This window comes from Paraperibacillus marinus, assembly GCF_046237605.1.
Classification (GTDB): domain Bacteria; phylum Bacillota; class Bacilli; order Bacillales; family DSM-1321; genus Paraperibacillus; species Paraperibacillus marinus.
The window spans coordinates 3705290-3728516 of sequence record NZ_CP143542.1; the positions used below are offsets into that span (position 1 = coordinate 3705290).

Below are 23227 nucleotides of genomic sequence, written 5' to 3' on the forward strand. Positions count from 1 at the left end.
AAAAAGACTCATACTTCGTAAGCTCCTTTAGAAAAGGTGCCTAAAAGTATGGGTCTCCGCGTCTCCACCATCGTTAATTTGTTAGAATTATAGTAACCCTCCATGAAAACGTCATCAATGAAGCGTTAGAAAATTATTCTAATATTTCTTAATTTTGTAAACTTAGTAATCCCGGCATTTCCAGAGTTCCCGCTTGGAGGTCGTGATGGCATCGGCTCCGGCTGCAAGCGCGCTTCGGATTTCCTCCTCAGTGCGTATAAGTCCGCCGGCAAAAATGGGCGTCTGAAGCCGATCCTTCACTTCCTTGATCATCCACGGCATCGCACCAGGCAAAACCTCAATATAATCGGGTTTCGTCTTCTCAATCAGTTTATAACTCTTCTCCAGTGCATGCGAATCTATTAAGAAAATGCGCTGAACCGCAATGACTCCCTTTTGCTTCGCCTTCTGAATCACACTCGACTTCGTGGAAATCAGCCCAAACGGCTTATATTCCTGACAGATATATTCCGCAGCATAATCATCGCTCTTGATGCCATGAATCAAATCCATATGATACAGCATCTTCTTCCCATACTCCTTCGCCATCTTATCAACATTCTTCAGCTGAGCGATATGCAGATCAAGAAATACCCCAATCTCAAAAGGGGTGCGGAGAAAATGCTCAAACTCCTTAAAATTCGAGGATGCCGGCAATATCCTTTGAATCATCCTATTTCCCCGCCTTTGGTTTTTTTACTAATGGTACCATATCTCGGAATAGAGACCAATGGCGTTCTGTTCTTATAGAAAAGGAGTTACTATAAATTGGATAACTTTTACAAATATTATTTTATCCTCCAGATATTTACCTGCCGCTAGAAATAAAATACAATAGTATAAAAATATGGAGGATTCTTCTTTGAAAAAAACCGCAATTGTCCTGGCTACCCTAGCCATAGAAGCCATGCTTACCTGGCTTACCTCCGCTTTCTTTGAGATCAGCTTCAGTGAAATCAGCGTATTCATGGGACTCTCATTGACCGTTATCATTTACATATTTTCAAGCAACGGGGGAATTTTTTCCGAATACCTCAGGACTATGGTCCGCAGTGACAGCGATGTCATTTGGGCTGAAGGAAAAGAAGAAGATACCACCTTCCATCCCAGCTGGATATTTCTCGGCTCAGCCGCTTATACTGCCCTGTCATTGATCTGGACTATCACCTTATATTGGTCATATTTTTCTTAATTGCTCAATTCAGTTTAACTATCTTTCATCTGCAGTTGAATGGCTTCTTTTTGCATCCTTCGTGGGATTGCTTAACCCCGCTGAGAGTTGTCCTTCATTCCTTGAATGCAGGGCTTTTTGGTCCGGATTTGGACTTAAAATGTCCTTCATACCACTTATGAAGAACTTTTTGATTCGGATTTGGCCTTGAAATGTCCTTCATACCCCTCATGAAGGACTTTTTAATCCGGATTTAGCCTTGAAATGTCCTTCATACCCCTCATGAAGGACTTTTTGATTTGGATTTGGCCTTGAAATGTCCTTCATACCCCTCATGAAGGACTTTTTGATTCGGATTTGGCCTTGAAATGTCCTTCATACCCCTCATGAAGGACTTTTTAATTCCGATTTGACGTCAAAATGTCCTTCATACTCCAGAATCATTTAAACTCATCATTTGCTCGAGCAATCCCCTGGCAATCATCTTCTTCGCATGCTGCCCAGGCTCATATTAGCAAATAGAAAGCTGCTTCTGCGCAAGCCTTTTCTCGCCTAAGGAGATGCCCATTTTCCCGTATAAAATCCCAACCCTTATAAAAGACCATTCAAATCCTCAAAATTTCCCCAACTATTTTCTTGCTTTTATACCATATATATCCTAAATGCATATTTTCCCTTAGATGTGGAAAGTACCTGTTTTGAAACGATTAAAGAGGATAGACACGAACCCAGACGTTTTTACATACTTTATTCTGGGGTGATAATATGGCGAGAGCAGCTTACCGAAGCTCGGACGTTGCCTTGATGGCAAGAATGATGCGGGCAGAAGCGGAAGGTGAAGGCAGACAGGGAATGCTATATGTAGGAACGGTCATCGTGAACCGCCTTAAAGCGAATTGTACTGATTTCAGAGGGTTAAGAACTATCCCTCAGGTCATTTTTCAGGTGCAGGGGGGGAATTATTCCTTTGAAGCTGTGCAGAAAGGGAATGTGTTTTACCAAAGGGCAAGATCTATTGAAAAAAGACTGGCAAGACAAAACCTGGAATACTGGAGGGAACAGCCGGCGAAATATGCCCTATGGTATTTCAATCCATATGCCCCCTGCCCTCCCACCTGGTACGATCAGCCCTTTGCCGGTCAATTCAAAAATCATTGTTATTACGAGCCAAAGCCAGGAACATGCGAAAGTGTTTATGTTGGCAGCTGAGCTTACTCGCGGGAGTAGGCTTTTTTATATTAGCCCTCTCCCATTTGGCATGAGAAGAGAGAGGTGAAACAGACTATTCTATAATTACATAAATTTTTTGGAGGATAAATCAATATCCAGTAAAAGGAAAAAATGATATGACGGCGAATTAAGATAATAGGCGTTTTTAATACTTGATTGGAGCTGGAGAAATGAACGATATCCCCAGGGAAAACAAAGAGGTCGATGAATATTTTCACCAAAGGGATCGAATCGCCAATCATTTATGGAGGATGCTCGAAAAAAATGGCGGGTTTATCTTCATGATACCTTCCTTTTTGGCAGCTTGGGAGGATTCTGTCTTTTATTGCTAAGTTAATCGTGAAAAAGAAAAATTAACGGATTGAAAAGTCTTGTCATCCAGGCATTGATCTTTTCCTGCCACAGAGGGTGAGTACATTTGAAAAAAATGGATAAATTAACGCTTTTCTGGTTGATTGTTTCAGCTGCTTTTTTTTGTTTTTTGGTATGTTTCAAAGTAGAGCAATGAACATGGAAAGCCGGCTATTTTAAGGGCTTCTTTCGCAACCTTTTCTACCAGGAAGATTGATTTCTACTCGGAGCGCTCGCTTTCCGGGGGCGGTGGTCTCGCACCTTCTGTTCCAATCACCCTTAATAAAATGAGAAGGAGAATCCATGGAAATCGAAAACCTAATTCCCCATATTTTAAAAGTGAACTATGGCATTGAAGCAGCAAAAATTGAGCCGTGTACAGGCGGCTGGTCTGCCTTGGCATTTAAAGTCACGGATGAGAAGGATACATACTTTTTGAAAGTGTATGACAAAAACAGGGCGTCCATTGTACGGTGGATTGATGCAATTGAAAACTATACTCCCCTGGTGAAATGGCTGCATGATCATACAGAATTAAAAAGAAATCTCGCTGATCCAATCTTAACGAACTCACAAGAGTATAACGGTGACGATGATCGGTATGTATACGTTTTGTCTCAGTATATAGAAGGAAGCACAATTGGCGGGGGGCAGCTAAGCCGGGATGAGGTAAGCGAGCTGGCAAGAATGATTGGCGTACTTCATAAGAGCACTGCAGCTATCTCCAGAGAATTAAAGGAGCGGCAGGCAAAGGAACTTTTTGAAATAGATTTTTGTGATTCTTTATCTTCATTTATTCATGACGATTTACAAAAGAAAGACGATATCATCCTAAAGATGGTATCTCCATATACGGGAGTTTTGTTAGATAATATTGAGAGAATCAAGTATGTTTCAAGAACTTTGAAAGATAAGACTCACCAATATGTCCTTTGCCATGCGGATGTTCATAACTGGAATATCATGCGGGGGGAAAACCTTATGCTGATTGACTGGGAATGTGCGAAGCTTGCTCCCGTTGAACAAGACCTGATTTTAATTGTCACAGAGCCCTATGCCAGACAATTTTTAGATGAATACAAAAGACACATAGAATACAACACTCCTGATTTAGACGCCTATGAATTTTATTACTTAAAACGAATACTTGAAGATATTTGGGAGTGGATTGGAGATCTGCGGTTTGAAGGCCTTGTAAAGTCTGAAGCAGAAACACTGGAATATCTAAAGCTGAACCTTGAGGCCTGTACAAGGACCGGCGGCTTTCGTCCCAGGATTCAGAACTTATTCAATTAGAAAATTTTGAATAGGGAAGATTTTTATATTGAAAGCAGAGCTTACTCCCGGAGTAAGCTCTGCTTTCATGCCCTTTCCAGTAATTCAGCCTGCATCATGCGAAAATTTTTAACAAAAATGTCACTTATGAAAAAAAATCCTGGCAGATTTAATTACCTTTATTCACTCAGGGAAAGGCTGTTTCAATTGCCATCAAATAAAAAAGAAAGCCTTATTTTTGGCCTGTTCATGTGTTTTGGAATGATTTTAATCATGTCAGTTTACAATACTTTGTTACATGGTCTCGACTCATCTTCAGCCGGGACTGCGCTGATTCAATTTATCATTACATTTATGATCGCATTTATCTCAGAGTCAATGTATATATATGGCCATCACGGGTGCATAGAGTGCTTTAATTTGAGGCAGACTGGAGTTCCTTTACATATTGAGCAGGAATCCCAGTTTCTATATAACTTCTGATCAGTTTCCATGTGTCCATATGATCCTGTTTAAAGGTTTGAAAGAACAAGCTCCCCGTTCCTATTGCCTTCTCTTCAATAACTAGGGTCACACAAAAAATGACCAGCTTTTCCCGTTCTCTTAAGGTACATGTCGATATTTCAGCTATTAGCCAGAGGCCATTGTGACCTCGAACATAATTGAAGCCCTGCTCCCACCCATTTAATGATTCTTTATAGCCAAAGTCAACGATTTCTCCGTTTCTGATTTCCCTTGCTTGATAATCTTTCGCTATAATACCTGCCAGATCTTCCAGATTGGAAGATCTCCAGCTTTCCAAGTAAGTATCCAGGAAATTTCTGAATGATTTGTCCATTATCTTTCCTCCTGAAATTTGAAGGCCAAACTTTACCAGCAGCTTTATTCCACAAAACATCGAGAAAACCCTCCTTCAACCGGAGGGCATTCGAATCAGCGTTTTTTGATTTGTATCAATTCAGAAATCGTTTTACCCTTGAACGTCCGTTTTAGTTCTCCAACATTCTTTGCGTAATAGACGATTTCTGGCGGCATTCCCATGGAATAGTCGTATGGATACTGTGTGACTTCAATTACATTTTTAAAATTGCCAGCCGGAGTCTTGATCGTTTTCCCGATGGACGTAATTTTGGCATTCCCAGGCTCTTCGTCCATTGGATTTAATACCCATGTGTTCCCTATATATAAAGGATATCCTATTCTTGTGGTATCGTTTATGTTGTTATACCGGTCTCTATTTTGAAAGAACAATCCTTCGGCTGTCTCGTGTTCATATTCATAATAAGCAGACGACTTATTGGTAATTTTCCACTGATTTAAAGTGGTTGGCTTGATTCCCTGCTGCTTATAATTAACATTCGGCAGGCCTTTTACCGTTTTAACAAATGCAACAGTTGAAGTTGTTCCATTTGGATTTTTAAAGACATATGTTTTTGTTTTGTCCTTAAGAAAACTAATCTTTGAAGAAAGTTTCAGGTATGCAGTCCGGACATAAACCCGCTTCCCGCTTTTCCCTTGTACTTCTGACCACCCGTATTTGTTTTTTGAGTATACAGTCACGATGCTGCCTTTACTCATGGTGCCAACTTTCTTTGACTTTGACCAGGCACTTTCAAAGAGCGTCACATTGGCAGTCAGCGTTCCCGAATATAGTGTTGCTCCTTTGGCTGGACTAAAAGAGAAGACCGTGAAGAATAAGACAAAGGACAATAAGCATACAGATAATTTTTTCAATCCCTTTCCCCCTGGTTACTTAGTCAATCTTAATATAACAGTAAATTCTATTTTTGTATTACCAGATCCATTTTTCGTACTCGGTTTAATTATGAATTTTTGCAGTGCATAGAAAAAGCCGCCCATAATGGCAGCCGGTATCTGGTGCATTTATTTATATCCGTCGTTCCACTCTTCTCTTAAAAGTCCCATGATAATGGTGTCGTAGTACGTCCCATCGATATACGCATTTTTCCTCAATTTTCCTTCAATTTTAAAGCCGCATTTTTCGTATGAACGGATCGCTCTCGTGTTTCCGCTCCATGTATCGAGCTGGATGCGTTTTAAGTTGAGAGTCAGGAATATAAAGCGGATAAGGGTGTTCATGGCATCTGTGCCATAGCCTCTTCCCCAGTAGTTTTTTTCTCCAATCCCAATGCCCACTGTACAGCTTCTTGAAATAATGTTTACCGCTCTATACCCGATTCCTCCGATATGTTTCGGGCTTTCTTCTATCGTATAAATTGAAAACTCCCCGGCTTCACGTTTATCTAGTTTCAGAATTGATTTTTCATAATCGCCCTCTATTTTTTCCATTGGCACATTGGTACGGTAGAAATATCCGGCGCCCGCATCCAATTTTGCCGTTTCCGCATCATTGCGCCAAAGAAAATCACGCTTATAGTCTTCAAGTGATACAGGTCGCAGCTCGACCTTTTGTCCGGTTATCATAATCAAGATCACATCCTTTAAACTCTTTTTTAATGGACTATTCTAAAAGGCTGTATCAACCCCACCACATAATTGTAACTAAAAAAACTCTACTATTCTTCGTTTAATTATATTACATATAACTAAAACAAAAGAGCATAAAAATAATAGCACACTGATTACAATCCTCTAAATGCTGCCGTATCCATTGACTTGTACCGGGGCCTCCATGAATAGTGATTAGCGGAATAGTATTATTTTCTGTACCTGCAATCCTGATCCATTGCTTAATACCATTAACTTCTATTATTGGCATCTCCTTTCTTCAATTGTTTCCCCCCGGTCTATTTCTCAATAGGTTATTACATCAAAAACATATCAACTTGGAAATATTAAATTGATGTATGTTCCGCAATTTCAAAAACATTTCCAAAAGGATCTATAAATGCGGCATAACGCGCTTCTGTAGGTTTTTCGTGTAAAAATGTTATGCCCTTAGATCTCATTTTATAAAAGGTTTCCTCAACAGAATCCACCTCGAAAACCAACACTGTTCTCGCCTCATTTGAATAGTCACCCACCTGTCCATTCTTTTCGCACTTAAATGCAACTAATTGTGTGCCTTCTACCTGGAAAACTATTTGTTTCTCCTTCTCCATCAGCACCGGCAGTTCCAGCAGATTCCCATAAAACCCTTTTGCTTCCCGAATGTCTGAAACAAAGATCATTATATTTCCTAATTTCAATTAATTTCTCTCCCTATAATTCTAGTCCCAACTATTGCAGCTATTCCCTAAGGCCTGGGATTTGACCATGGTTTAAAATTTCTTACGTAGAAATAAATGAACTATTTTTATCAATTAATTCATAAATAGGACGTTGGGGAATACCAGCATATACAAGAAAAGCTTTGCGTATCATTGGTCTTGAAACCTTCAAGGCACTGCTTGATAAGTCTGAAAATGTTGCCCAACTAAATGAGTGGGGCTGTATGCAGCCCGATATGATTCCGTTACAGGCAGCGAGTTACATCTTCCCCAAAATATATCCCCGTTTTACTGAAATCATTCAACTTATTGGGGCGAGCGGTATCATATCCATTCCTCTTGAAAAGGATTTCCATTCGAGTTAAGAGTTCATTTAGACAGGTATCTTCAAGCGGCAAACAGGACTGCCGAGAACCGGGTTAAAATTTTCCGTTTGGCATGGGATTTTTTTTGGTGATCCCATTCGTTTATCAAGTGCTCTATATCAAAATTATCCTAAAAATAAACTTGTGGAAGTAAAGAAATACCTTAACATACACAAATAAACGTGTGGCTAGATTCATGATTACAGTATTTCGACAACCCTCTGCAAATTACCTTTATGATCTAATTTTCACCTATGTTAGCTCCAGCACTCTAATGTAACCCAGCGGTATATAACATAATTTAGAGCATTCTTCAATCAAAAACATATGTACGAAGAAGAGGGTATAAGATCCGTTCTTCTTCTTGGAGGAAAAAATGCATGTTAGCAGATACTGGATACGGCTTACAATAGAGTATGCCTCAAAGAAGAATCTGTTCTGCTTTCATAAATAAAGAAAAAATCTCTACTGACATTAACAAACTTTGAATAATAATAAAAGGTCCTCTAAAGGACCTTTTCAACAATATTTAATTCCAACAGACGGCTCCAATAATCACTAAAAGGATAAACAAAACTACAATTAAAGCGAAAACTCTTCCGCAGCCATAGCCATATCCACCGTATCCATATCCATATCCGTACATAAGTTAATTCCCCTGTCTTAAATGATAATTATTTAGTATCCGTAACCACAATAGTAAGCACCTATAATAATTAGTAAAATAAACAAAACAACGATTAAGGCAAAACCGCTTCCATATCCAGCATGATCACCCACCATTTATACCTCCTTTCGAACTGTTATTATAAAGTATGTAAATGGAGGAAAAATGTATGGGCAACCAAAAATTATCCTGAATTTCCAACACAGAACTTGGTGCAGTTATAACTTTTATGGAGATTATTATTTATCAAAGAGAGAAGCACCCAGACAATACTTAAACAACCCTCTTTAGTTTAGGCTGTTTTCGAAATATTGTGGCTATACCATAAGGTTATAACAAAGAAAAACTCGCATAGGGAATTGCGAGTTTTTGTTATTTAAGGATTTGCTTATTAAACTAAAGAACCCGATAGTTTAAGTGTAATACTTCACAATGAATCCTTAGTATATATACTTTGGTGTTTTAGAATGGAGTGTTGCCGACTTGCTCCTTGAACGTGCCCTCCTCTGGAAGTAAGGGGATGCGACGCTCAATCCGCTGGATTACGAATTAATGGTCCTTGCAAATGAGAAATTACAAAAAAGGCAGAAATAGCCTATCTTTCATCTGTTATAATGTTAAGAAAATTAAACAGATAAGGGGTTCGTCCAAGTCTATGGTCAATATACAGGAATTGTTCTCGTTCATTTCTGAAAAATCCCAGAATATCATCTCTATCCTTTCTGCCGACGGAGTGTTCACCTATATTTCCCCGACCGTCAAGAACCTCCTTGGTTATTCCGCTGATGAAGTCATCGGGAAGCCGGCTGCCTCCTTCAATCCGCCAGATACCAACCGGGATTGGCAGGATTACCGTGATTCGCTTTTCATAGACACGAACACGTTCCGCTTTACCGGGCGAGTCCGTCATAAGAATGGGGATTACCGTTGGTATGAGACGACCGCTGAGGTTATCCGGGATCGATCCGGCAACATCATCCAGACAATCTGCGTCGGGCGTGACATCACCGACCGGAAACAAGCAGAGGAGGAACTCGCTTCCCTGGTGAAAGAGCTGTCCTCCCCTGTAATACCGATTTTCGACGGCATCCTTGTCATCCCGTTGATCGGAAAGTTCACTAGGGAGAGGATGTCGGACCTGATTCATACGGCATTGACCCATGCATCGAACGGAAAGGCGGATACCCTTCTCCTTGATGTAACCGGATACACCTATGAGGATGATTCTCCCCTTGCAGGGATGCAGCAACTAATCACGTCCATTCGCCTTCTGGGAACCGAATGCTTCATCGTAGGGATCTCCCCGGAACTCGCCATCGGACTGATCCGTTCCGAAATCAACCTATCCGGCATCCGGACGTTTTCCACCCTCCAGAAGGGAATAGAATTTTGCCTCCAGAGAGAAAGGGAGCGTTAAGTTCCCTTCTTATCTAAATACTTTTAATTGCTGACTTTCCGTAATTAACTCCAGGCTTTATTTTGTAAACTGAATTCAACGCAGTATATCAGTTCCTTTCTTCAAGCCTTATTCCATTGTTTTAGTAAAGCACCCTATAGTTTAATTAGGAACATAGTTCAACCATTAATACTATGTATGATTGATCTAATGCAGAGGGAGTTTTACAAGGTTTTAAACCAGAAGGTTTTATCGATAGAGAAAAGAATGCAATTAACCATAGAATAGCAGAAGATACCGCAAAGTTGATAAAACAGTTTGAACTAGTATATGAGAAGCTAAAAGAAGAAAGAGTTTTACTTATTCTATCTTGTCCTAATGACTTTCTAGGAGAACTTATAGATCGAGCGGTTAATCGTATAAAACCATTTAAAGAGGGTAAATCTGAATTCCGAGATGCAGTGACATGGTTGACTTATTCGAATTATATTGGTCAATATAACTTATCTGATTGTTACTTTATTTCTAATAATACAAATGACTTTTTGGATGATAAGAAAGAAAAGTTTGTGCGGTAAATTAGAAATGGACGAGAAATTAAAATGGGTTGAAGTATGGCACTTTAGCTAAAAAGAGCTGCGAATTCGCTGTCTTTTTTATTTCGCACCTCCAAACTGGATCTGTTGTAGTTATCGCGTCTCCTGTTGACCTGGTGGCAAACAAAAAAGAATCGTTATTACGATTCTCTACTGTTTTTCTATTTATTTGAGAATACGGGTCATTCATGATTTCTGCTCGAACATGAATGGCCAAATTACACAATTTATACAGTTAGGTTCACTAAACAAAAGTCCATTTAGCCGGAAAAATTTATTCAGCTTTCATGCTAGTGAATCCCTTGTGGCAGTAAGACGAATCAAAATTCAAATGATATATGAGGTTCAAAACACATAAATTCGCTAAGTATAGAATTTACACAATAAGTTACACAGTTTTTTTCGCCCACTTCCCTTGCGGGAGTAAGGCTAGAAGTGTTTTCCTTGTTTCTGTGTGGTATAGGACTCAGAATGGCAATTTTGTTGCCTGAACTACTGTGTAACGTCCTTAGGCACTACAGCCGCAACGGCTTTAGAAGATTATACAATAAAACTGTATAACTTTTAGTCAGTTTTTAATGTTTTTCCGCGATTATATAATAGAAGAAAGAGAAATTAAAGGGCTATTACGAATGTCATGAACGGAATCTATATCTTTTTTATTCCGTACCGTTTTATGGTGTACAAGGGCTGGAGGTTCAGCCTTATAATTAAATCGGGATACCTTAAGTGGAATTTCTGGCTCGGAGCATCCTGCTAAAAAGAGAAGTGAACAAATAACAGTCATGTACTTTTTAATCATATAATCATAGTCCCCTTTTTCACGTTACGTTTCTTTTGAAGTAAAGAAGCCTTCTGGGTATTCATCATCATCTTCCGTCCCAACATTGTGATATCGGGTGAAGGCAGATTCGAACTCTTCATTGGCGATTAGAAAATCTATAACCTCGTTAATTCGCTCACGGCTTACACGATCTATTAAGACCATATCGCTCGCCCAAAAATACGACCCACCCATACATTCACCGGTCCGTGTATTCTTCTTTCTTAAGGTCTCTATGTTTTTATAAGTAAAAAAGGTCGCAATCCACTTAGAACGGTCAGGGAAAGTTATGACGACGTCAACATTGACATCTTCAATATTCCATTCTTCTGCTGCCCATTCTTCTGCTGAAATCCATATATGTTTTCTGGTATTAACATACATAAAAAATCCCTCCTCTGTGCTTCTGACTACTGGATCATTCACTTTCCGCAACAAGTCCCATTTGAATTGACCTTTGGAAAACATTCAGACCAAGTACGACATTCGCACTTTAATCCGTTTTTCAAAACAACCAACATTGCGTCAATATGCTTCTTTTGTTCCTCTAATTCAGTACACTTGGTATTCGCCATTTGCGTCCATCTTTCAGATGGAGAAACTTGTTCTTCAAAACCTTCTAACAGTAAGGAAATTTCTTGATTAGTAAATCCAGCTAATTGAGCCATTTTTATAAATTTTAATCGGTCGATAACTTCCGGTGTATAACGTCTTTGTCCATTTACTCTTGGAGGTTTTGGAAGGATTCCGATTGACTCAAAAAAACGAATAGCTGAAGGATTAACCTTTGCCTTTTTTGCCAACTCACCAATTGAAAGAAAAGAAACCATCAAAATCACCTCTTGACTTAAAGTTTACTTTAATTATTATACTATAAGAAATATTAGATATTAACAAAAAAAGGAAAAGGAGTTGTTCAATTTTGAAAAAGACGCTAGCAGTAGGATTAGGGGTTCTAGGCTTATGTGCATTATGCTGTGCATTACCCATCCTTCGAATTACAGGAATTGGGGGGATAGTTGGCTTAAGATTTGGTTTTTGGAACTGGGGAGTATTGTTTATTGCAACGGCTTTATCTGGTTTTCTAATTCTAAAAATAGTGAAAAAGAACGGTACTTGTAATGCACGTGCCGATTGCAATTGTTCTTCTAATACATGTAAACATAGCTAATTATCAATAAGGAGGTTTTAAGTAATCAAGGTTGTTTTCGAACAAAGTGTTTGTTATCGCAAAAACCAAATACCAAAGAAGACAGCTAACATAAGGTTAGCTGTCTTCTTTGGTATTCCAATATGGACAAAAAACTTCCACTAACTACTCTTCAAAAAGATCATCCATTAAATCCTCAACTTCCTTGCGAAGTTTATCTGTATCTTCGTTGAGTACCTTGATGCTGTTTTGATTAATTAAGACAACATCTCCAATGGCTGCGTTCTTAGGAAAGTCAGTTTTTTTGTAATCCTTGGTAACGCCATCTACTTCGACAAAAACCCACTCACCCTCAAAACGATCAATGATTATTTCTATAGTAAACGTCGATAATATTTCAGCAATCTTAAGCATATTTTTACCAACAGTCTGTATACCATATCTTTGCCAAAACGGCAAAAATACGGTTTAAATCACAAAAAAACAAAAAAACCACCCTACAATATGTATGGTGGAGACGGTGGGAGTCGAACCCACGTCCAGAAATATCGACACTTAAGCGTCTACGAGTGTAGCCGATATATTCGCAATTCGCTGTGCCATATGCCTATCGACGGGCGTCCGGACAGCTAGTCTGGTTGTTCTCTTCCTTCTTCCTCAGACGGTGGAATCCGGCGTAGCCTGCTAAAAGTGAGTCCGCTACCCTACCACACAGGCAATGGAGGGGCGAACCGCATTAGACTGTTATTAAGCAGCTAGTGCGAAAGAGTTTTGTTGTTTGCCAGTTATAGGCTTTGACGTTTTAACGAGGCCGATCCCCTCGACTCGCAGCCTAAGCTCAAACTATCCCTGTCGAATCCGTAGCGTCCCCGATATAAAAAGAAACGTACGAGAGAATAATCAGCTTACTGCTTATTCAATTGTAGTACTGCTATGAATACATTATAGCATAATTCAGCCGGAGATGCCACATGGGAGTTCTGTCCAGAAGCTCCCGGGGCTACTCTTTCTGGCGGTCGCGGAAGGCCCGCTCGATTTCTCGCTTGGCCTCTTTTTTCTTAAGAGTCTCGCGCTTGTCATAATTCTTTTTACCACGTCCGAGTCCGATTAAAACCTTGGCATATCCATTTTTCAAGTATACCTTCAGCGGCACGAGGGTATAGCCCTGCTCTTTTGTATCGCCGATCAGTTTGTTGATCTCGCGCTTATGGAGCAGCAGCTTCCTTGGCCTCTCGGGATCATGGTTATACCGGTTTCCCTGCTCGTACGGGCTGATGTGCATACTGTAAAGGTACATTTCCCCATTCTGAATACGGGCATAAGAATCCTTCAGGTTGACCCTGCCTGCACGTATCGCTTTGATTTCAGTTCCCTGCAGCACGATTCCTGATTCATATGTTTCTTCTATGAAATAATCATGATGCGCTTTTTTGTTGTTTGTAATCAGCTTTCCTGAACCCTTTGGCATGAGTGCTTCTCTCCCTTAAAAACCTTACTCTGTCTATCCGAGAATTGTATCAAATTTCACGGCCTCCTTCAATGGAGGAAGATGGACCAGGCCATAGCTGCACCTGGTCCATGCTCTTTATTTCTTTTTCTTTTTCCTTTTTGCGGCCGGCGCGTTTTCAAAGAATTTCTTCTTTTTGCGGCGCGGTTTCTTGTCGGCTCCGGCTCCGGAACCTGTGCTTCCGTTTCCGCTGCCATTCCCGCTGCCGCTTCTCCTGCCGCGGCCTTTTTCTCCGCCTGGACCGCCTTTATCATCACGGCGGCGTCCGCCTGTCTTGAATACTTTTCTCTCGCCCGTTTCGCCTTGGCGGTTATTCTTCATGCCGACAATTTCAAAGTCGATCGCTCTTTCATCCTTATTCACGTTAGAAACCCGGATGGTGATTTCATCGCCAATGCGGAATACCTTGGCTGTACGCTCGCCAATCATAGCCAGCTGGCGCTCGTCAAAGCGGTAATAATCATCCGTCATCGCGCTGACATGTACAAGCCCCTCGATGGTATTGGAAAGCTCGATGAACATCCCGAAGCTGGTTACAGAGCTGATGATGCCGTCAAATTCTTCCCCGATTTTATCGAGCATGAATTCAGCCTTCTTCAGGTCGTCTGTTTCCCGCTCAGCATCCACAGCACGGCGTTCCCGCTCAGATGTGTGCTTGGCGATATCAGGCAGCAGGGCGCCCCATTTCGCGCGGGTTTCCGGATCCACTTTTCCTTCGATTAGATACGTCCTGATCAAACGGTGGACGATCAAATCCGGATAACGGCGGATCGGTGACGTAAAGTGAGTATAAAACTCAGTGGACAGCCCGAAATGTCCCAGGCTTTCTGGATCATACTTCGCCTGCTGCATGGACCGCAGCATCACGGTTGAGATGACCATTTCCTCAGGCTTCCCTTCCACTGCCTCAACGATTTCCTGGAGGGCGCGCGGATGAATGGAATTGGCGCTTCCTTTTACGATATAGCCGAAATTCGTTATGAACTCAAAGAACCTGCGAAGCTTATCTTCTTTCGGGTCTTCGTGGATCCTGTAAATGAACGGGACGTCCATCCAGTGGAAGTGCTCAGCAACCGTCTCATTGGCCGCAAGCATGAATTCCTCAATCAGCTTTTCCGCCACCGAGCGCTCGCGGAGGACGACCTCTGTCGGCTGCCCTTCTTCATCCACCAGCACCTTCGCTTCTTTGAAGTCAAAGTCGATGGCACCGCGCTTCATGCGTTTTTCCCTAAGAATCTGAGCGAGCGTCTCCATGTCTTCGAACATCGGGACAAGAGGCTCATACCGGGTGCGAAGCTCTTCATCCTTGTCTACAAGAATCCGGTTCACATCATGGTAAGTCATTCGTTCTGTTGTCTTGATGACGCTCTGGAAGATTTCGTGGCTGACTACCTGGCCTTCCGCATCTATTTCCATATCACAGGAAAGGGTAAAACGATTCACCTTGGGATTCAGCGAGCAGATTCCATTTGATAGTCTGTGGGGAATCATCGGGATAACCCGGTCCACGAGATAAACGCTTGTGCCTCTATCTGCTGCCTCTACATCGATCGGCGAGCCTTCCTGCACATAATGGCTTACATCTGCGATATGGACGCCGAGCTTATAATTGCCGTTCTCAAGTTTAGTGACCGTTACAGCATCATCCAGGTCCTTCGCATCGGCTCCATCAATGGTGACGATCATCTGGTCTCTCAGGTCACGGCGGTCCTTGATTTCACTTTCATCTATCGTATCAGGAACACTGTTGGCCTGATCGATGACTTCCTCCGGAAACGGCACGATAATGCCATGCTTATGGATGACAGAAAGAATATCGACTCCCGGATCATTTTTATGCCCGAGGATCTCAATCACTTCACCCTCTGCGCTCAAGCCGCCGGTTGGATAGGCAATCAGCTTGACGACCACTTTATGCCCCTCGACTGCCCCCATGGAGGAACCCTTCGGGATGAAGATGTCGTTTGCAATCTTTTTATCATCTGCGATCACAAAACCAAAATTCTTGCTCTCGGTATATGTACCCACAATATGGAGGATGCCGCGCTCAATGATTTTCTCGATAGTCCCTTCGCGCCGCGCTCCCGATTTCTCTTCGGATACTCGTGCCAGGACGATATCGCCATGCATGGCGTTCTTCGTTTCGCTTGGAGGGATAAATATATCATCCATGCCAGGCTCATCGGGTATGACAAACGCGAACCCTTTGGCATGGCCGGTCAGTTTGCCCCGTATCAGGTTCATCTTTTCCGGCAGCCCGTATCTGTTATTTCGTGTTCGTACAACAAGTCCTCTTTCTTCCATGTGAACCAGTGCCTTGACAAATTCCTTGAATTCAGAGGAATCCTGAATGCCGAATGCCTCTTCCAATTCCTGGACTGTCAATGGTTTATAGCTGCTTTCCTTCATATATTCAAGCAGGCGGTCTACATGCTGCTGGATATTATCTTCCACCAAAATTCCCTCCTTAAGCCGGTAACATTAATCTTTCCAATCCAAACTCTCTAAAAATGCGTAGACATCCTCATGGAGCTGTTCCTTTTCTTTATCCAGCGTAATGACGTGCCCAGAATCCTGGTACCATTTGATGTGCTTCTCCACAGACTCCGCCTCATTATAGATGATATTGGCGCTGTCCGTATTGATCATGTGGTCGTTGCGTCCCTGAACCACAAACAGCGGAGCATAGATGAGGTCGATCTGTTTCCGGACATCGGCGATCAGCTCCTGAAGGGCTGCCAGCGTATTCATCGGGGTCTGGCTGAATTCCTTCATTTCCTTCTCAATCTCTGCCTCTGATTTTCCTTCCCTCTTCTTATATTCCCGCGCATATTCCAGCACCCCGTGATACATCACTTCTTCGCTTTTGATGTACATGGGTGCACACATTGGTACGATACCCTTTATAGGAACAGTGTAACCTAATTTCAAGGAAAATACGCCGCCAAGCGACAAACCGACTGCGGCTATTTCTTCATAGCCTTTTCCCTTTAAATAATTGTAGGCATCCATGACATCCTGCCACCAGTCTTTTGGACCTGTATGGACAAGTTCCTCCGGCGGGACTCCATGTCCTTTATAATGAGGTGCATGGCAGGTATAGCCGCGCTTTTCAAGATACCTTCCCAGCATGCGCACATCACTTGAGTTGCCGGTGAAGCCATGCAGCATGAGCACGGCACGCTTTCCTCCCCCTTCAAAAGTGAATGGCTGCGGAAGCTTAATTTTCATGTTAAAAGACTCCTTTTTTTGCTTTCTATATTGATACTGTTCCACATTGTGGCGTTCATCATAAGAAAATTTTTTTTGATCGTATTTATTATAAGGGATTCTCCCTGCCCCGGCTGTGATTCAGGCTTGCAACTTTTTCGTGATAAGCAAAAAACCCGGCTTTTGCCGGGTTTTGGATTAGATTAAAGCTTCACATATGAGACCAGGACTGCAAGGACAAAAAACAGAACAGCAAGCACAATCGTAACGCGCTGAAGGATCAGATCCATCCCTCTTGCCTTCTGCTTGCCGAATAGCTGTTCAGCACCGCCGGAAATGGCTCCTGACAGGCCTGCGCTCTTACCGGATTGAAGCAATACGACTATAATAAGTGCAATACAATCAATGACTAATAGAGTAACTAATAATGTGTGCACAAATTCCCCTCCTGAATACAACTGCAGTATTTTAAATGTACCATAAAGTTTCCGGTACTACAACGCTTTCCTCACTTCAAGCTCTCCGCCCATTCCACTATTTTTATGGAAATATGTTTTAGAGCAAGAATTGGGGATAATTTTTATATAACAGCCTTAATACCGGGAGTCCGGATTATGAATAGGGAGGCACCGCCATGTACCTGCAGGGCATACGAACCCTCGACCTGATCAATATAGCATTCAGTTTATTTACAGCCATCACCCTTTTTGCGGTCCAGTCCATATGGTTTGACGGGATCATGCTGATAGCGGCTGCGATCCTGCTTTGGCAGACAAAATACAGCCACCGGAAGCCATTATTGTTTGCAGCGGGCTTTATCAGCACCTGGTATTTCGCCAGCCTGCTCACTCGCCCCCTCCTGATTGATACCATCCATATCAGCCAGTTTAATATACATCCGTTATGGATCCCGGTTATCGCAGCCGGGGCTGGTCTTGCGGCATCTCAGTTCCGGATTGGGACGAGCACACTGACTCTGCTCTGGCTCGCTCTTTATATATTGGCTTCAGTCGAGATGCTCCTCCATAATAAGGGATATATGCTTGCCCGCTACTGGACTCCTTCCATGCTGGCAGACACGATTAATCAATATTTCCCGGTGCTGATCGCCGCCCTTTGCATCGGCATCTTTTTGGAAAAATTCCAGAAGGCTCTGATCATTGACTATATGAGTAACAAATAGAGGGGCACACCTGCCCCTGCTTGTTATCCGAGCTCCTGAGTCACCATGGTGAGGCTGTCAGCCGAGAATGCTACTTCCTCAAAAGCCTTGCCAAGCTCCGTTACGATGCCGGCAAATGCCGCCACTTCTGTTTCCATCCTGTCATTTTGATGCTTTGTTTCCTTCATCGCCGCCATGATCTGCTCAAACTGCTCTCCCGTTTCTTTCATATTTTCATCTCCGATTGTGACCGCTTTATTGATTTGCTCAAGCGAGCCTGTCAGCTTTTGCACCTGGGTGTTCGTATTCAAAATAAGGGAAGAAACATTGGAGACGGATTTTTTCGTTTCATCCGAAAGCTTCCGGACTTCTTCTGCCACAACCGCAAAGCCCTTGCCTGACTCACCGGCCCTGGCTGCTTCAATGGCCGCATTCAGTGAAAGCAGGTTGGTCTGGTCGGCAATGCCGGTCACGATATTCACAATCTCCTGCATATGCTTTGAAATATCAAGAAGAACTTCCACATCATCCAGGGTTGTCTGAACCGTTTCTTTAATGGAAGACATATTTACTTTCTGTTTTTGAAGCTGCTCCTTGCCTTGCTTGGCCCGCTCCTCAGAAAGCGATGCCATGGCGGTTCCCTCACTTGCAAGACCGGCTATTTCCCCCGACCTGGCATTCAGCTGGTGGAAGGAAGCATTGGTTTCTTCAGAGATGGCTGCGAGATTCTGCGATGAACTGGCCACCTGATCGCGGATAATCACTTTTTGCTGTTCTATTTCATTGGTGATCCTTTGAGTTTCACTGTCATATGCCTCAAGCACCAATTGCTGTTCCAAATTCAGTATTTTTGATACAGCCCGGATCGTTTCAAAGTAATCTTTTTTGGATGCTGTGTTATCCTCCACAATGGCTGCAAGGGAGAGGAACAGATCCTGGAAGGCACACATATACCATTTCGTTTGCAGCCCGATCCTGACATGGATGTGGGCGATTTTTGTCCTTTTTTCAAAATACGAGTCATCCACCACACCGTCAAACATTTCTCCGATATGCCGTTTGAGTGTCCCCTTCAACCGTTCGATGGACGAGTTATCATGAATGATGGAAAGCAGGGACGGCTGATGTTCAAGGTTTTCATAAAAGCGGTCCACGATCCAATCGATCTTTTCCGTTACAAATGGCTGCAGAACTTTAATCCTTAATAAATCATCCCGTGTCAGCCCGATCATCGCAATCTGTTTTCTCACATCAGCAGACTGGGGATCAAGGATTACCCCATCTGCTGCTTCCTCTATTAGAATGGTTTTCTCTGACTTCATTTGTTTGGTTTTCTTGAAAAACATTTTGCACCTCATACGGTTTTTACCTTTTTTATCGGATGTTTTTTAAAAAGATTTAGCCCGGCAGGATGATGGCGCACACAAAAAAACGGCCCAGACCTCGTCAGGTCTGGACCGTTTTATATGGAATCAGATTAGCGCTTCAGGTTATAGAAAGACTTCAAGCCGTCATACACAGCAAGCTCTCCAAGCTCGTCTTCGATGCGGAGAAGCTGGTTGTACTTCGCGATACGGTCCGTACGTGACAGGGAACCTGTCTTGATTTGGCCGGCATTGGTAGCTACAGCGATATCAGCGATTGTAGCGTCTTCTGTTTCACCTGAACGGTGGGAAACAACGGCAGTATAGCCTGCACGCTTAGCCATTTCGATCGCGTCGAAGGTTTCAGTCAATGTACCGATTTGGTTAACCTTGATCAGGATGGAGTTGCCTACACCCTGCTCGATGCCTTGAGAAAGCTTCTTGGTGTTGGTTACGAACAGGTCATCACCGACAAGCTGAACTTTGCTGCCAAGACGGTCTGTAAGCAGCTTGTGGCCTTCCCAGTCATTTTCGTCCAATCCATCTTCGATAGAGATGATCGGGAACTCGTTGACAAGCTCTTCATAGAAGTTAACCATATCTTCAGAAGACAGTCCGTTGCGGCCTTCGCCTGCAAGGTCATATTTGCCTGTTTCTTTGTTATAGAATTCAGATGAAGCAACGTCCATCCCAAGAAGGATGTCTGTGCCTGCTTCATAGCCTGCATTTTTAATGGCTTCAATGATTACTTCAAGTGCTTCACGGTTAGAGCCAAGGTTTGGAGCAAAGCCGCCTTCGTCACCAACAGCTGTGTTCAAGCCCTTGCCGCTAAGAACCTTTTTAAGAGAGTGGAATACTTCAGCACCCATACGAAGTGCTTCCTTGAACGTAGGAGCTCCAACAGGAAGGATCATGAATTCCTGGAAGTCTACATTGTTGTCAGCGTGAGATCCGCCGTTGATGATGTTCATCATTGGAGTCGGAAGCTGCTTGGCATTGAATCCGCCAAGGTAACGGTACAATGGAAGACCCACAGAATCTGCAGCAGCATGTGCGGCAGCCATGGATACACCAAGAATGGCGTTAGCTCCCAATTTGCCTTTGTTTTCAGTGCCGTCAAGTGCGATCATCGCACGGTCGATGCCGGCTTGGTCTGTTACATCCATGCCGATCAGTTCATCAGCAATAACGTCATTTACGTTAGTAACAGCCTGCTGAACACCTTTTCCAAGATAACGGGATTTGTCGCCGTCACGAAGCTCAACAGCTTCATATTCACCAGTTGATGCACCAGATGGGACGATTGAACGGCCAAAGAATCCAGACTCCGTCATAACTTCTACTTCTACAGTCGGATTTCCGCGGGAATCAAGTACTTCGCGAGCGTATACATGTGTAATGAATGGCATAGTAAAAACTCTCCTTTTAATGAAAAATTATTTTTTAATAATAGAATTACCGGACATTTCTGCTGACTTTTCAAGGCCCAGCAGTTCAAGCATTGTCGGGGCCAGATCGCCAAGGATTCCATCTTCACGCAGTGAGATGCCTTCCTTGGTTACAATGACCGGCACCGGATTTGTCGTATGGGCAGTCATTGGATTGCCTTCAAGCGTTACAACTTCATCAGCGTTCCCATGGTCTGCCGTGATGATCGCAGAACCGCCTTTTGCAGTGATCAAATCGATGATCCTGCCCAGGCATTCATCCACCGTTTCAATGGCCTTGATGGTAGGCTCAAGCATTCCTGAATGGCCGACCATATCAGGATTGGCAAAGTTCAGGATGATCGCATCGAAGTTATCTTCCTCGATTTCCTTAAGAAGGGCATCCGTCACTTCATAAGCACTCATCTCAGGCTTCAGGTCATATGTAGCCACCTTCGGAGAATCGATCAAAATCCGTTTCTCCCCAGGGAACTCAGCTTCACGGCCACCGCTCATGAAGAACGTGACATGCGGATATTTCTCGGTTTCGGCTATCCTAAGCTGGGTTTTGCCAGCCTGGGAAAGAACCTCTCCAAGTGTATTATCCAGGTTTATCGGCTGAAATGCCACATATCCCTTCACCGTTTCAGAAAAATGAGTCAGGCAGACAAAGAACAGGTCCTTCGGCGGCTTTGGTCCGCGGTCAAAAGAACGGAAATCATCATTCGTGAACGTATTTGAGATTTGGATAGCACGGTCAGGACGGAAATTATAGAAGATCACCGCATCATTATCTTCAATGACAGCGAGCGGCTGTCCTTCTTCGCCCGTGATGACAGACGGCAGGACGAATTCGTCAAAAATTCCGTTTCGGTATGAATCCTCCAGGCATTCCATAGCCGAGCTGTAAACCGGCCCATCGCCGTATACCATCGCACGATAGGATTTTTCAACCCTATCCCAGCGCTTGTCGCGGTCCATGGAGTAGAAGCGGCCTGACAATGTAGCAATTTTGCCGACTCCTGTTTCCTTCAGGACTTCCTCAGTCTGGCGGATGAAGCTCTCAGCTGATTTCGGCGGAACATCCCGGCCGTCAAGGAAGCCGTGGATATATACCTTCTCAAGACCGTGGGCAGCTGCCATTTTAACCAGTGCAAACATATGGTCAATATGACTGTGCACGCCGCCGTCTGAAAGAAGCCCGAACAAGTGCAGGTTTGTTCCGTTCTTTTTCGCATGATTGATTGCACTCATCAGGGTATCATTCTTTTCGAATTCACCCTTGCGGATGGCAAGATTCACACGGGTCAGACTCTGATAAACAATACGGCCTGCGCCGATATTCAAGTGGCCGACCTCGGAATTCCCCATCTGACCCTCCGGCAGGCCGACAGCCTCACCGGACGCTGTCAGATGTGAATGGGGATACTTTTCCCAGAGACGGTCAAAGTTCGGTTTCTTCGATTGTGCTACTGCATTGCCTTTTACTTCATCCCGGCAGGCAAAGCCGTCCAGGATGATCAGTGCTACTGGAGACTTAGCCATTCTTTCCACCCTCTAAGAGCTGCAGGAAGGAATCTGCTTCAAGGCTTGCACCGCCAACGAGTGCACCGTCGATATCAGGCTGGTCCATATATTCGCGGATGTTTGCCGGCTTCACGCTTCCGCCGTACTGAATGCGGACAGCCTCGGCTGCTTCCTGCGAGAACTGCTCAGCGATGACAGACCGGATATGGGCACATACTTCATTGGCATCCTGTGCTGTAGAAGATTTGCCTGTTCCGATCGCCCAGATAGGTTCATAAGCGACCACTGTGCTTTTCACCTGATCCTCTGTAAGGCCGGTCAATGCTTTTTTCACCTGATTGCCGACAAGCTCATTCGTCTGTCCGCTCTCACGCTCTTCAAGCGTCTCACCGCAGCAAACGATTGGTGTCAGATTGTATTGGAAAGCAGCAAGGGTCTTCTTGTTAACGCTCTCGTCGGTTTCGTTGAACATTTCCCTGCGTTCAGAGTGGCCAAGGATTACATATTGTACCCCAAGGTCCTGAAGTGCGGCAGGGCTTGTTTCCCCTGTGAAAGCACCGCTTTCCTCGAAGTGCATGTTCTGTGCTCCGACTTTAAGCTCGCTTCCCTGTGTAATCTGCACCAGGCTGTCCAAAAACAGCGCAGGGGAGCAGACAACCGCTTCTACTGAATCAGCTGAAGGGATGAGGCCTTTGACTTCTTCAACAAAGCTCTTCGCTTCGTCACGCTTTTTATTCATTTTCCAGTTTCCAGCAATAATAGGTTTACGCATATTA

At 43.3% G+C, this 23227-nt stretch carries 25 protein-coding genes, 1 other RNA gene and 1 pseudogene; 8 read left to right on the forward strand and 19 right to left on the reverse strand.

What is annotated here, in order from left to right; genetic code table 11:
- Positions 1 to 162: 162 nt before the first annotated feature.
- Positions 163 to 711 carry a glycerol-3-phosphate responsive antiterminator gene (locus tag V1498_RS18750; protein WP_409295351.1) on the reverse strand — a complete coding sequence of 183 codons (549 nt, stop codon included), beginning with the start codon at positions 709 to 711 and terminating at the stop codon, positions 163 to 165.
- 190 nt (positions 712 to 901) lie between these two features.
- On the opposite strand from V1498_RS18750, the gene V1498_RS18755 reads away from it, so the two are divergent.
- The 3 genes from V1498_RS18755 to V1498_RS18765 all read left to right on the forward strand — a co-directional run bounded on the left by V1498_RS18755 (position 902) and on the right by V1498_RS18765 (position 4087).
- Complete coding sequence (locus V1498_RS18755; RefSeq protein WP_409295353.1) at positions 902 to 1231, forward strand: hypothetical protein; 330 nt, start codon at positions 902 to 904, stop codon at positions 1229 to 1231.
- A gap of 744 nt (positions 1232 to 1975) precedes the next feature.
- Positions 1976 to 2419, forward strand: a complete 444-nt coding sequence (locus V1498_RS18760) for a cell wall hydrolase (RefSeq protein ID WP_409295355.1) — start codon at positions 1976 to 1978, stop codon at positions 2417 to 2419.
- A 675-nt stretch (positions 2420 to 3094) separates the two neighbouring features.
- Complete coding sequence (locus V1498_RS18765) at positions 3095 to 4087, forward strand: aminoglycoside phosphotransferase family protein (protein ID WP_409295357.1); 993 nt, start codon at positions 3095 to 3097, stop codon at positions 4085 to 4087.
- Positions 4088 to 4481: 394 nt separating this feature from the next.
- Here the strand turns inward: V1498_RS18765 and V1498_RS18770 are convergent, their stop codons facing one another.
- From V1498_RS18770 to V1498_RS18785, 4 genes are all read right to left on the reverse strand, one after another.
- Positions 4482 to 4904 (reverse strand): flavoprotein, encoded by a 423-nt coding sequence (locus V1498_RS18770; RefSeq protein ID WP_409295358.1) that lies wholly within the window; start codon positions 4902 to 4904, stop codon positions 4482 to 4484.
- 95 nt (positions 4905 to 4999) lie between these two features.
- A complete protein-coding gene (locus V1498_RS18775; RefSeq protein ID WP_409295360.1) occupies positions 5000 to 5800 on the reverse strand; it encodes an SH3 domain-containing protein in 801 nt (266 codons plus the stop codon).
- Between the two features lie 150 nt (positions 5801 to 5950).
- The gene (locus V1498_RS18780) at positions 5951 to 6511 is read right to left on the reverse strand and encodes a GNAT family N-acetyltransferase (RefSeq protein ID WP_409299367.1); all 561 of its coding nucleotides are present in this window, start codon (positions 6509 to 6511) and stop codon (positions 5951 to 5953) included.
- 371 nt (positions 6512 to 6882) lie between these two features.
- Complete coding sequence (locus V1498_RS18785) at positions 6883 to 7236, reverse strand: VOC family protein (protein ID WP_409295362.1); 354 nt, start codon at positions 7234 to 7236, stop codon at positions 6883 to 6885.
- A 129-nt stretch (positions 7237 to 7365) separates the two neighbouring features.
- On the opposite strand from V1498_RS18785, the pseudogene V1498_RS18790 reads away from it, so the two are divergent.
- A pseudogene (locus V1498_RS18790) lies at positions 7366 to 7802 on the forward strand (4-hydroxyphenylacetate 3-hydroxylase C-terminal domain-containing protein); the annotation flags it as partial.
- Between the two features lie 349 nt (positions 7803 to 8151).
- Here the strand turns inward: V1498_RS18790 and V1498_RS18795 are convergent.
- Positions 8152 to 8268: a YjcZ family sporulation protein gene (locus tag V1498_RS18795; protein WP_409295363.1), complete on the reverse strand. Its 117-nt coding sequence runs from the start codon at positions 8266 to 8268 to the stop codon at positions 8152 to 8154.
- A gap of 32 nt (positions 8269 to 8300) precedes the next feature.
- On the reverse strand, positions 8301 to 8405 hold the full coding sequence (locus V1498_RS18800; RefSeq protein WP_409295365.1) for a YjcZ family sporulation protein: 105 nt from the start codon (positions 8403 to 8405) through the stop codon (positions 8301 to 8303).
- 539 nt (positions 8406 to 8944) lie between these two features.
- On the opposite strand from V1498_RS18800, the gene V1498_RS18805 reads away from it, so the two are divergent.
- Both V1498_RS18805 and V1498_RS18810 read left to right on the forward strand, forming a co-directional pair.
- The gene (locus tag V1498_RS18805; protein WP_409295367.1) at positions 8945 to 9706 is read left to right on the forward strand and encodes a PAS domain S-box protein; all 762 of its coding nucleotides are present in this window, start codon (positions 8945 to 8947) and stop codon (positions 9704 to 9706) included.
- A gap of 284 nt (positions 9707 to 9990) precedes the next feature.
- A complete protein-coding gene (locus V1498_RS18810) occupies positions 9991 to 10263 on the forward strand; it encodes a PIN domain-containing protein (protein WP_409295369.1) in 273 nt (90 codons plus the stop codon).
- 844 nt (positions 10264 to 11107) lie between these two features.
- On the opposite strand, the gene V1498_RS18815 is transcribed toward V1498_RS18810, so the two are convergent.
- The gene (locus tag V1498_RS18815; RefSeq protein WP_409295370.1) at positions 11108 to 11488 is read right to left on the reverse strand and encodes a hypothetical protein; all 381 of its coding nucleotides are present in this window, start codon (positions 11486 to 11488) and stop codon (positions 11108 to 11110) included.
- Positions 11489 to 11526: 38 nt separating this feature from the next.
- On the reverse strand, positions 11527 to 11934 hold the full coding sequence (locus V1498_RS18820; RefSeq protein ID WP_409299369.1) for a MerR family transcriptional regulator: 408 nt from the start codon (positions 11932 to 11934) through the stop codon (positions 11527 to 11529).
- Between the two features lie 92 nt (positions 11935 to 12026).
- Here V1498_RS18820 and V1498_RS18825 point away from each other — a divergent pair, with 92 nt between their 5' ends.
- Complete coding sequence (locus V1498_RS18825) at positions 12027 to 12275, forward strand: hypothetical protein (RefSeq protein WP_409295372.1); 249 nt, start codon at positions 12027 to 12029, stop codon at positions 12273 to 12275.
- Between the two features lie 144 nt (positions 12276 to 12419).
- Here V1498_RS18825 and V1498_RS18830 read toward each other — a convergent pair whose 3' ends face one another.
- From V1498_RS18830 to secG, 6 genes are all read right to left on the reverse strand, one after another.
- A complete protein-coding gene (locus V1498_RS18830) occupies positions 12420 to 12668 on the reverse strand; it encodes a DUF3006 domain-containing protein (protein ID WP_409295373.1) in 249 nt (82 codons plus the stop codon).
- Positions 12669 to 12763: 95 nt separating this feature from the next.
- Positions 12764 to 13125, reverse strand: a transfer-messenger RNA (tmRNA) gene (gene ssrA, locus V1498_RS18835).
- A 129-nt stretch (positions 13126 to 13254) separates the two neighbouring features.
- Positions 13255 to 13722 carry an SsrA-binding protein SmpB gene (smpB, locus tag V1498_RS18840; protein ID WP_409290302.1) on the reverse strand — a complete coding sequence of 156 codons (468 nt, stop codon included), beginning with the start codon at positions 13720 to 13722 and terminating at the stop codon, positions 13255 to 13257.
- A gap of 117 nt (positions 13723 to 13839) precedes the next feature.
- Positions 13840 to 16215 carry a ribonuclease R gene (rnr, locus tag V1498_RS18845; RefSeq protein ID WP_409295375.1) on the reverse strand — a complete coding sequence of 792 codons (2376 nt, stop codon included), beginning with the start codon at positions 16213 to 16215 and terminating at the stop codon, positions 13840 to 13842.
- Positions 16216 to 16242: 27 nt separating this feature from the next.
- The gene (locus tag V1498_RS18850; protein ID WP_409295377.1) at positions 16243 to 16992 is read right to left on the reverse strand and encodes an alpha/beta hydrolase; all 750 of its coding nucleotides are present in this window, start codon (positions 16990 to 16992) and stop codon (positions 16243 to 16245) included.
- Between the two features lie 182 nt (positions 16993 to 17174).
- Positions 17175 to 17408 (reverse strand): preprotein translocase subunit SecG, encoded by a 234-nt coding sequence (secG, locus tag V1498_RS18855; protein WP_409290305.1) that lies wholly within the window; start codon positions 17406 to 17408, stop codon positions 17175 to 17177.
- 197 nt (positions 17409 to 17605) lie between these two features.
- Here secG and V1498_RS18860 point away from each other — a divergent pair, with 197 nt between their 5' ends.
- Positions 17606 to 18154 carry a hypothetical protein gene (locus tag V1498_RS18860; protein ID WP_409295379.1) on the forward strand — a complete coding sequence of 183 codons (549 nt, stop codon included), beginning with the start codon at positions 17606 to 17608 and terminating at the stop codon, positions 18152 to 18154.
- A gap of 23 nt (positions 18155 to 18177) precedes the next feature.
- Here V1498_RS18860 and V1498_RS18865 read toward each other — a convergent pair whose 3' ends face one another.
- The 4 genes from V1498_RS18865 to tpiA all read right to left on the reverse strand — a co-directional run bounded on the left by V1498_RS18865 (position 18178) and on the right by tpiA (position 23223).
- Entirely contained in the window at positions 18178 to 19479 is a 1302-nt protein-coding gene (locus V1498_RS18865) for a globin-coupled sensor protein (RefSeq protein WP_409295381.1), read from the reverse strand.
- A 131-nt stretch (positions 19480 to 19610) separates the two neighbouring features.
- The gene (gene eno / locus V1498_RS18870) at positions 19611 to 20906 is read right to left on the reverse strand and encodes a phosphopyruvate hydratase (protein WP_409295383.1); all 1296 of its coding nucleotides are present in this window, start codon (positions 20904 to 20906) and stop codon (positions 19611 to 19613) included.
- Positions 20907 to 20933: 27 nt separating this feature from the next.
- Complete coding sequence (gene gpmI, locus V1498_RS18875) at positions 20934 to 22469, reverse strand: 2,3-bisphosphoglycerate-independent phosphoglycerate mutase (protein WP_409295384.1); 1536 nt, start codon at positions 22467 to 22469, stop codon at positions 20934 to 20936.
- A complete protein-coding gene (gene tpiA / locus V1498_RS18880; RefSeq protein WP_409295386.1) occupies positions 22462 to 23223 on the reverse strand; it encodes a triose-phosphate isomerase in 762 nt (253 codons plus the stop codon). The genes gpmI and tpiA overlap by 8 nt, the downstream gene beginning before the upstream one ends.
- Positions 23224 to 23227 lie beyond the last annotated feature (4 nt).

Coding starts and splice junctions, on each gene's coding strand:
- V1498_RS18750 (WP_409295351.1), bottom strand. CDS start 711: ATGATTCAAAGGATATTGCCGGCATCCTCGAATTTTAAGGAGTTTGAG.
- V1498_RS18760 (WP_409295355.1), top strand. CDS start 1,976: ATGGCGAGAGCAGCTTACCGAAGCTCGGACGTTGCCTTGATGGCAAGA.
- V1498_RS18765 (WP_409295357.1), top strand. CDS start 3,095: ATGGAAATCGAAAACCTAATTCCCCATATTTTAAAAGTGAACTATGGC.
- V1498_RS18770 (WP_409295358.1), bottom strand. CDS start 4,904: ATGGACAAATCATTCAGAAATTTCCTGGATACTTACTTGGAAAGCTGG.
- V1498_RS18780 (WP_409299367.1), bottom strand. CDS start 6,511: ATGATAACCGGACAAAAGGTCGAGCTGCGACCTGTATCACTTGAAGAC.
- V1498_RS18795 (WP_409295363.1), bottom strand. CDS start 8,268: ATGTACGGATATGGATATGGATACGGTGGATATGGCTATGGCTGCGGA.
- V1498_RS18800 (WP_409295365.1), bottom strand. CDS start 8,405: ATGGTGGGTGATCATGCTGGATATGGAAGCGGTTTTGCCTTAATCGTT.
- V1498_RS18805 (WP_409295367.1), top strand. CDS start 8,945: ATGGTCAATATACAGGAATTGTTCTCGTTCATTTCTGAAAAATCCCAG.
- V1498_RS18815 (WP_409295370.1), bottom strand. CDS start 11,488: ATGTATGTTAATACCAGAAAACATATATGGATTTCAGCAGAAGAATGG.
- V1498_RS18820 (WP_409299369.1), bottom strand. CDS start 11,934: ATGGTTTCTTTTCTTTCAATTGGTGAGTTGGCAAAAAAGGCAAAGGTT.
- V1498_RS18830 (WP_409295373.1), bottom strand. CDS start 12,668: ATGCTTAAGATTGCTGAAATATTATCGACGTTTACTATAGAAATAATC.
- smpB (WP_409290302.1), bottom strand. CDS start 13,722: ATGCCAAAGGGTTCAGGAAAGCTGATTACAAACAACAAAAAAGCGCAT.
- V1498_RS18850 (WP_409295377.1), bottom strand. CDS start 16,992: ATGAAAATTAAGCTTCCGCAGCCATTCACTTTTGAAGGGGGAGGAAAG.
- V1498_RS18860 (WP_409295379.1), top strand. CDS start 17,606: ATGTACCTGCAGGGCATACGAACCCTCGACCTGATCAATATAGCATTC.
- V1498_RS18865 (WP_409295381.1), bottom strand. CDS start 19,479: ATGTTTTTCAAGAAAACCAAACAAATGAAGTCAGAGAAAACCATTCTA.
- eno (WP_409295383.1), bottom strand. CDS start 20,906: ATGCCATTCATTACACATGTATACGCTCGCGAAGTACTTGATTCCCGC.
- gpmI (WP_409295384.1), bottom strand. CDS start 22,469: ATGGCTAAGTCTCCAGTAGCACTGATCATCCTGGACGGCTTTGCCTGC.
- tpiA (WP_409295386.1), bottom strand. CDS start 23,223: ATGCGTAAACCTATTATTGCTGGAAACTGGAAAATGAATAAAAAGCGT.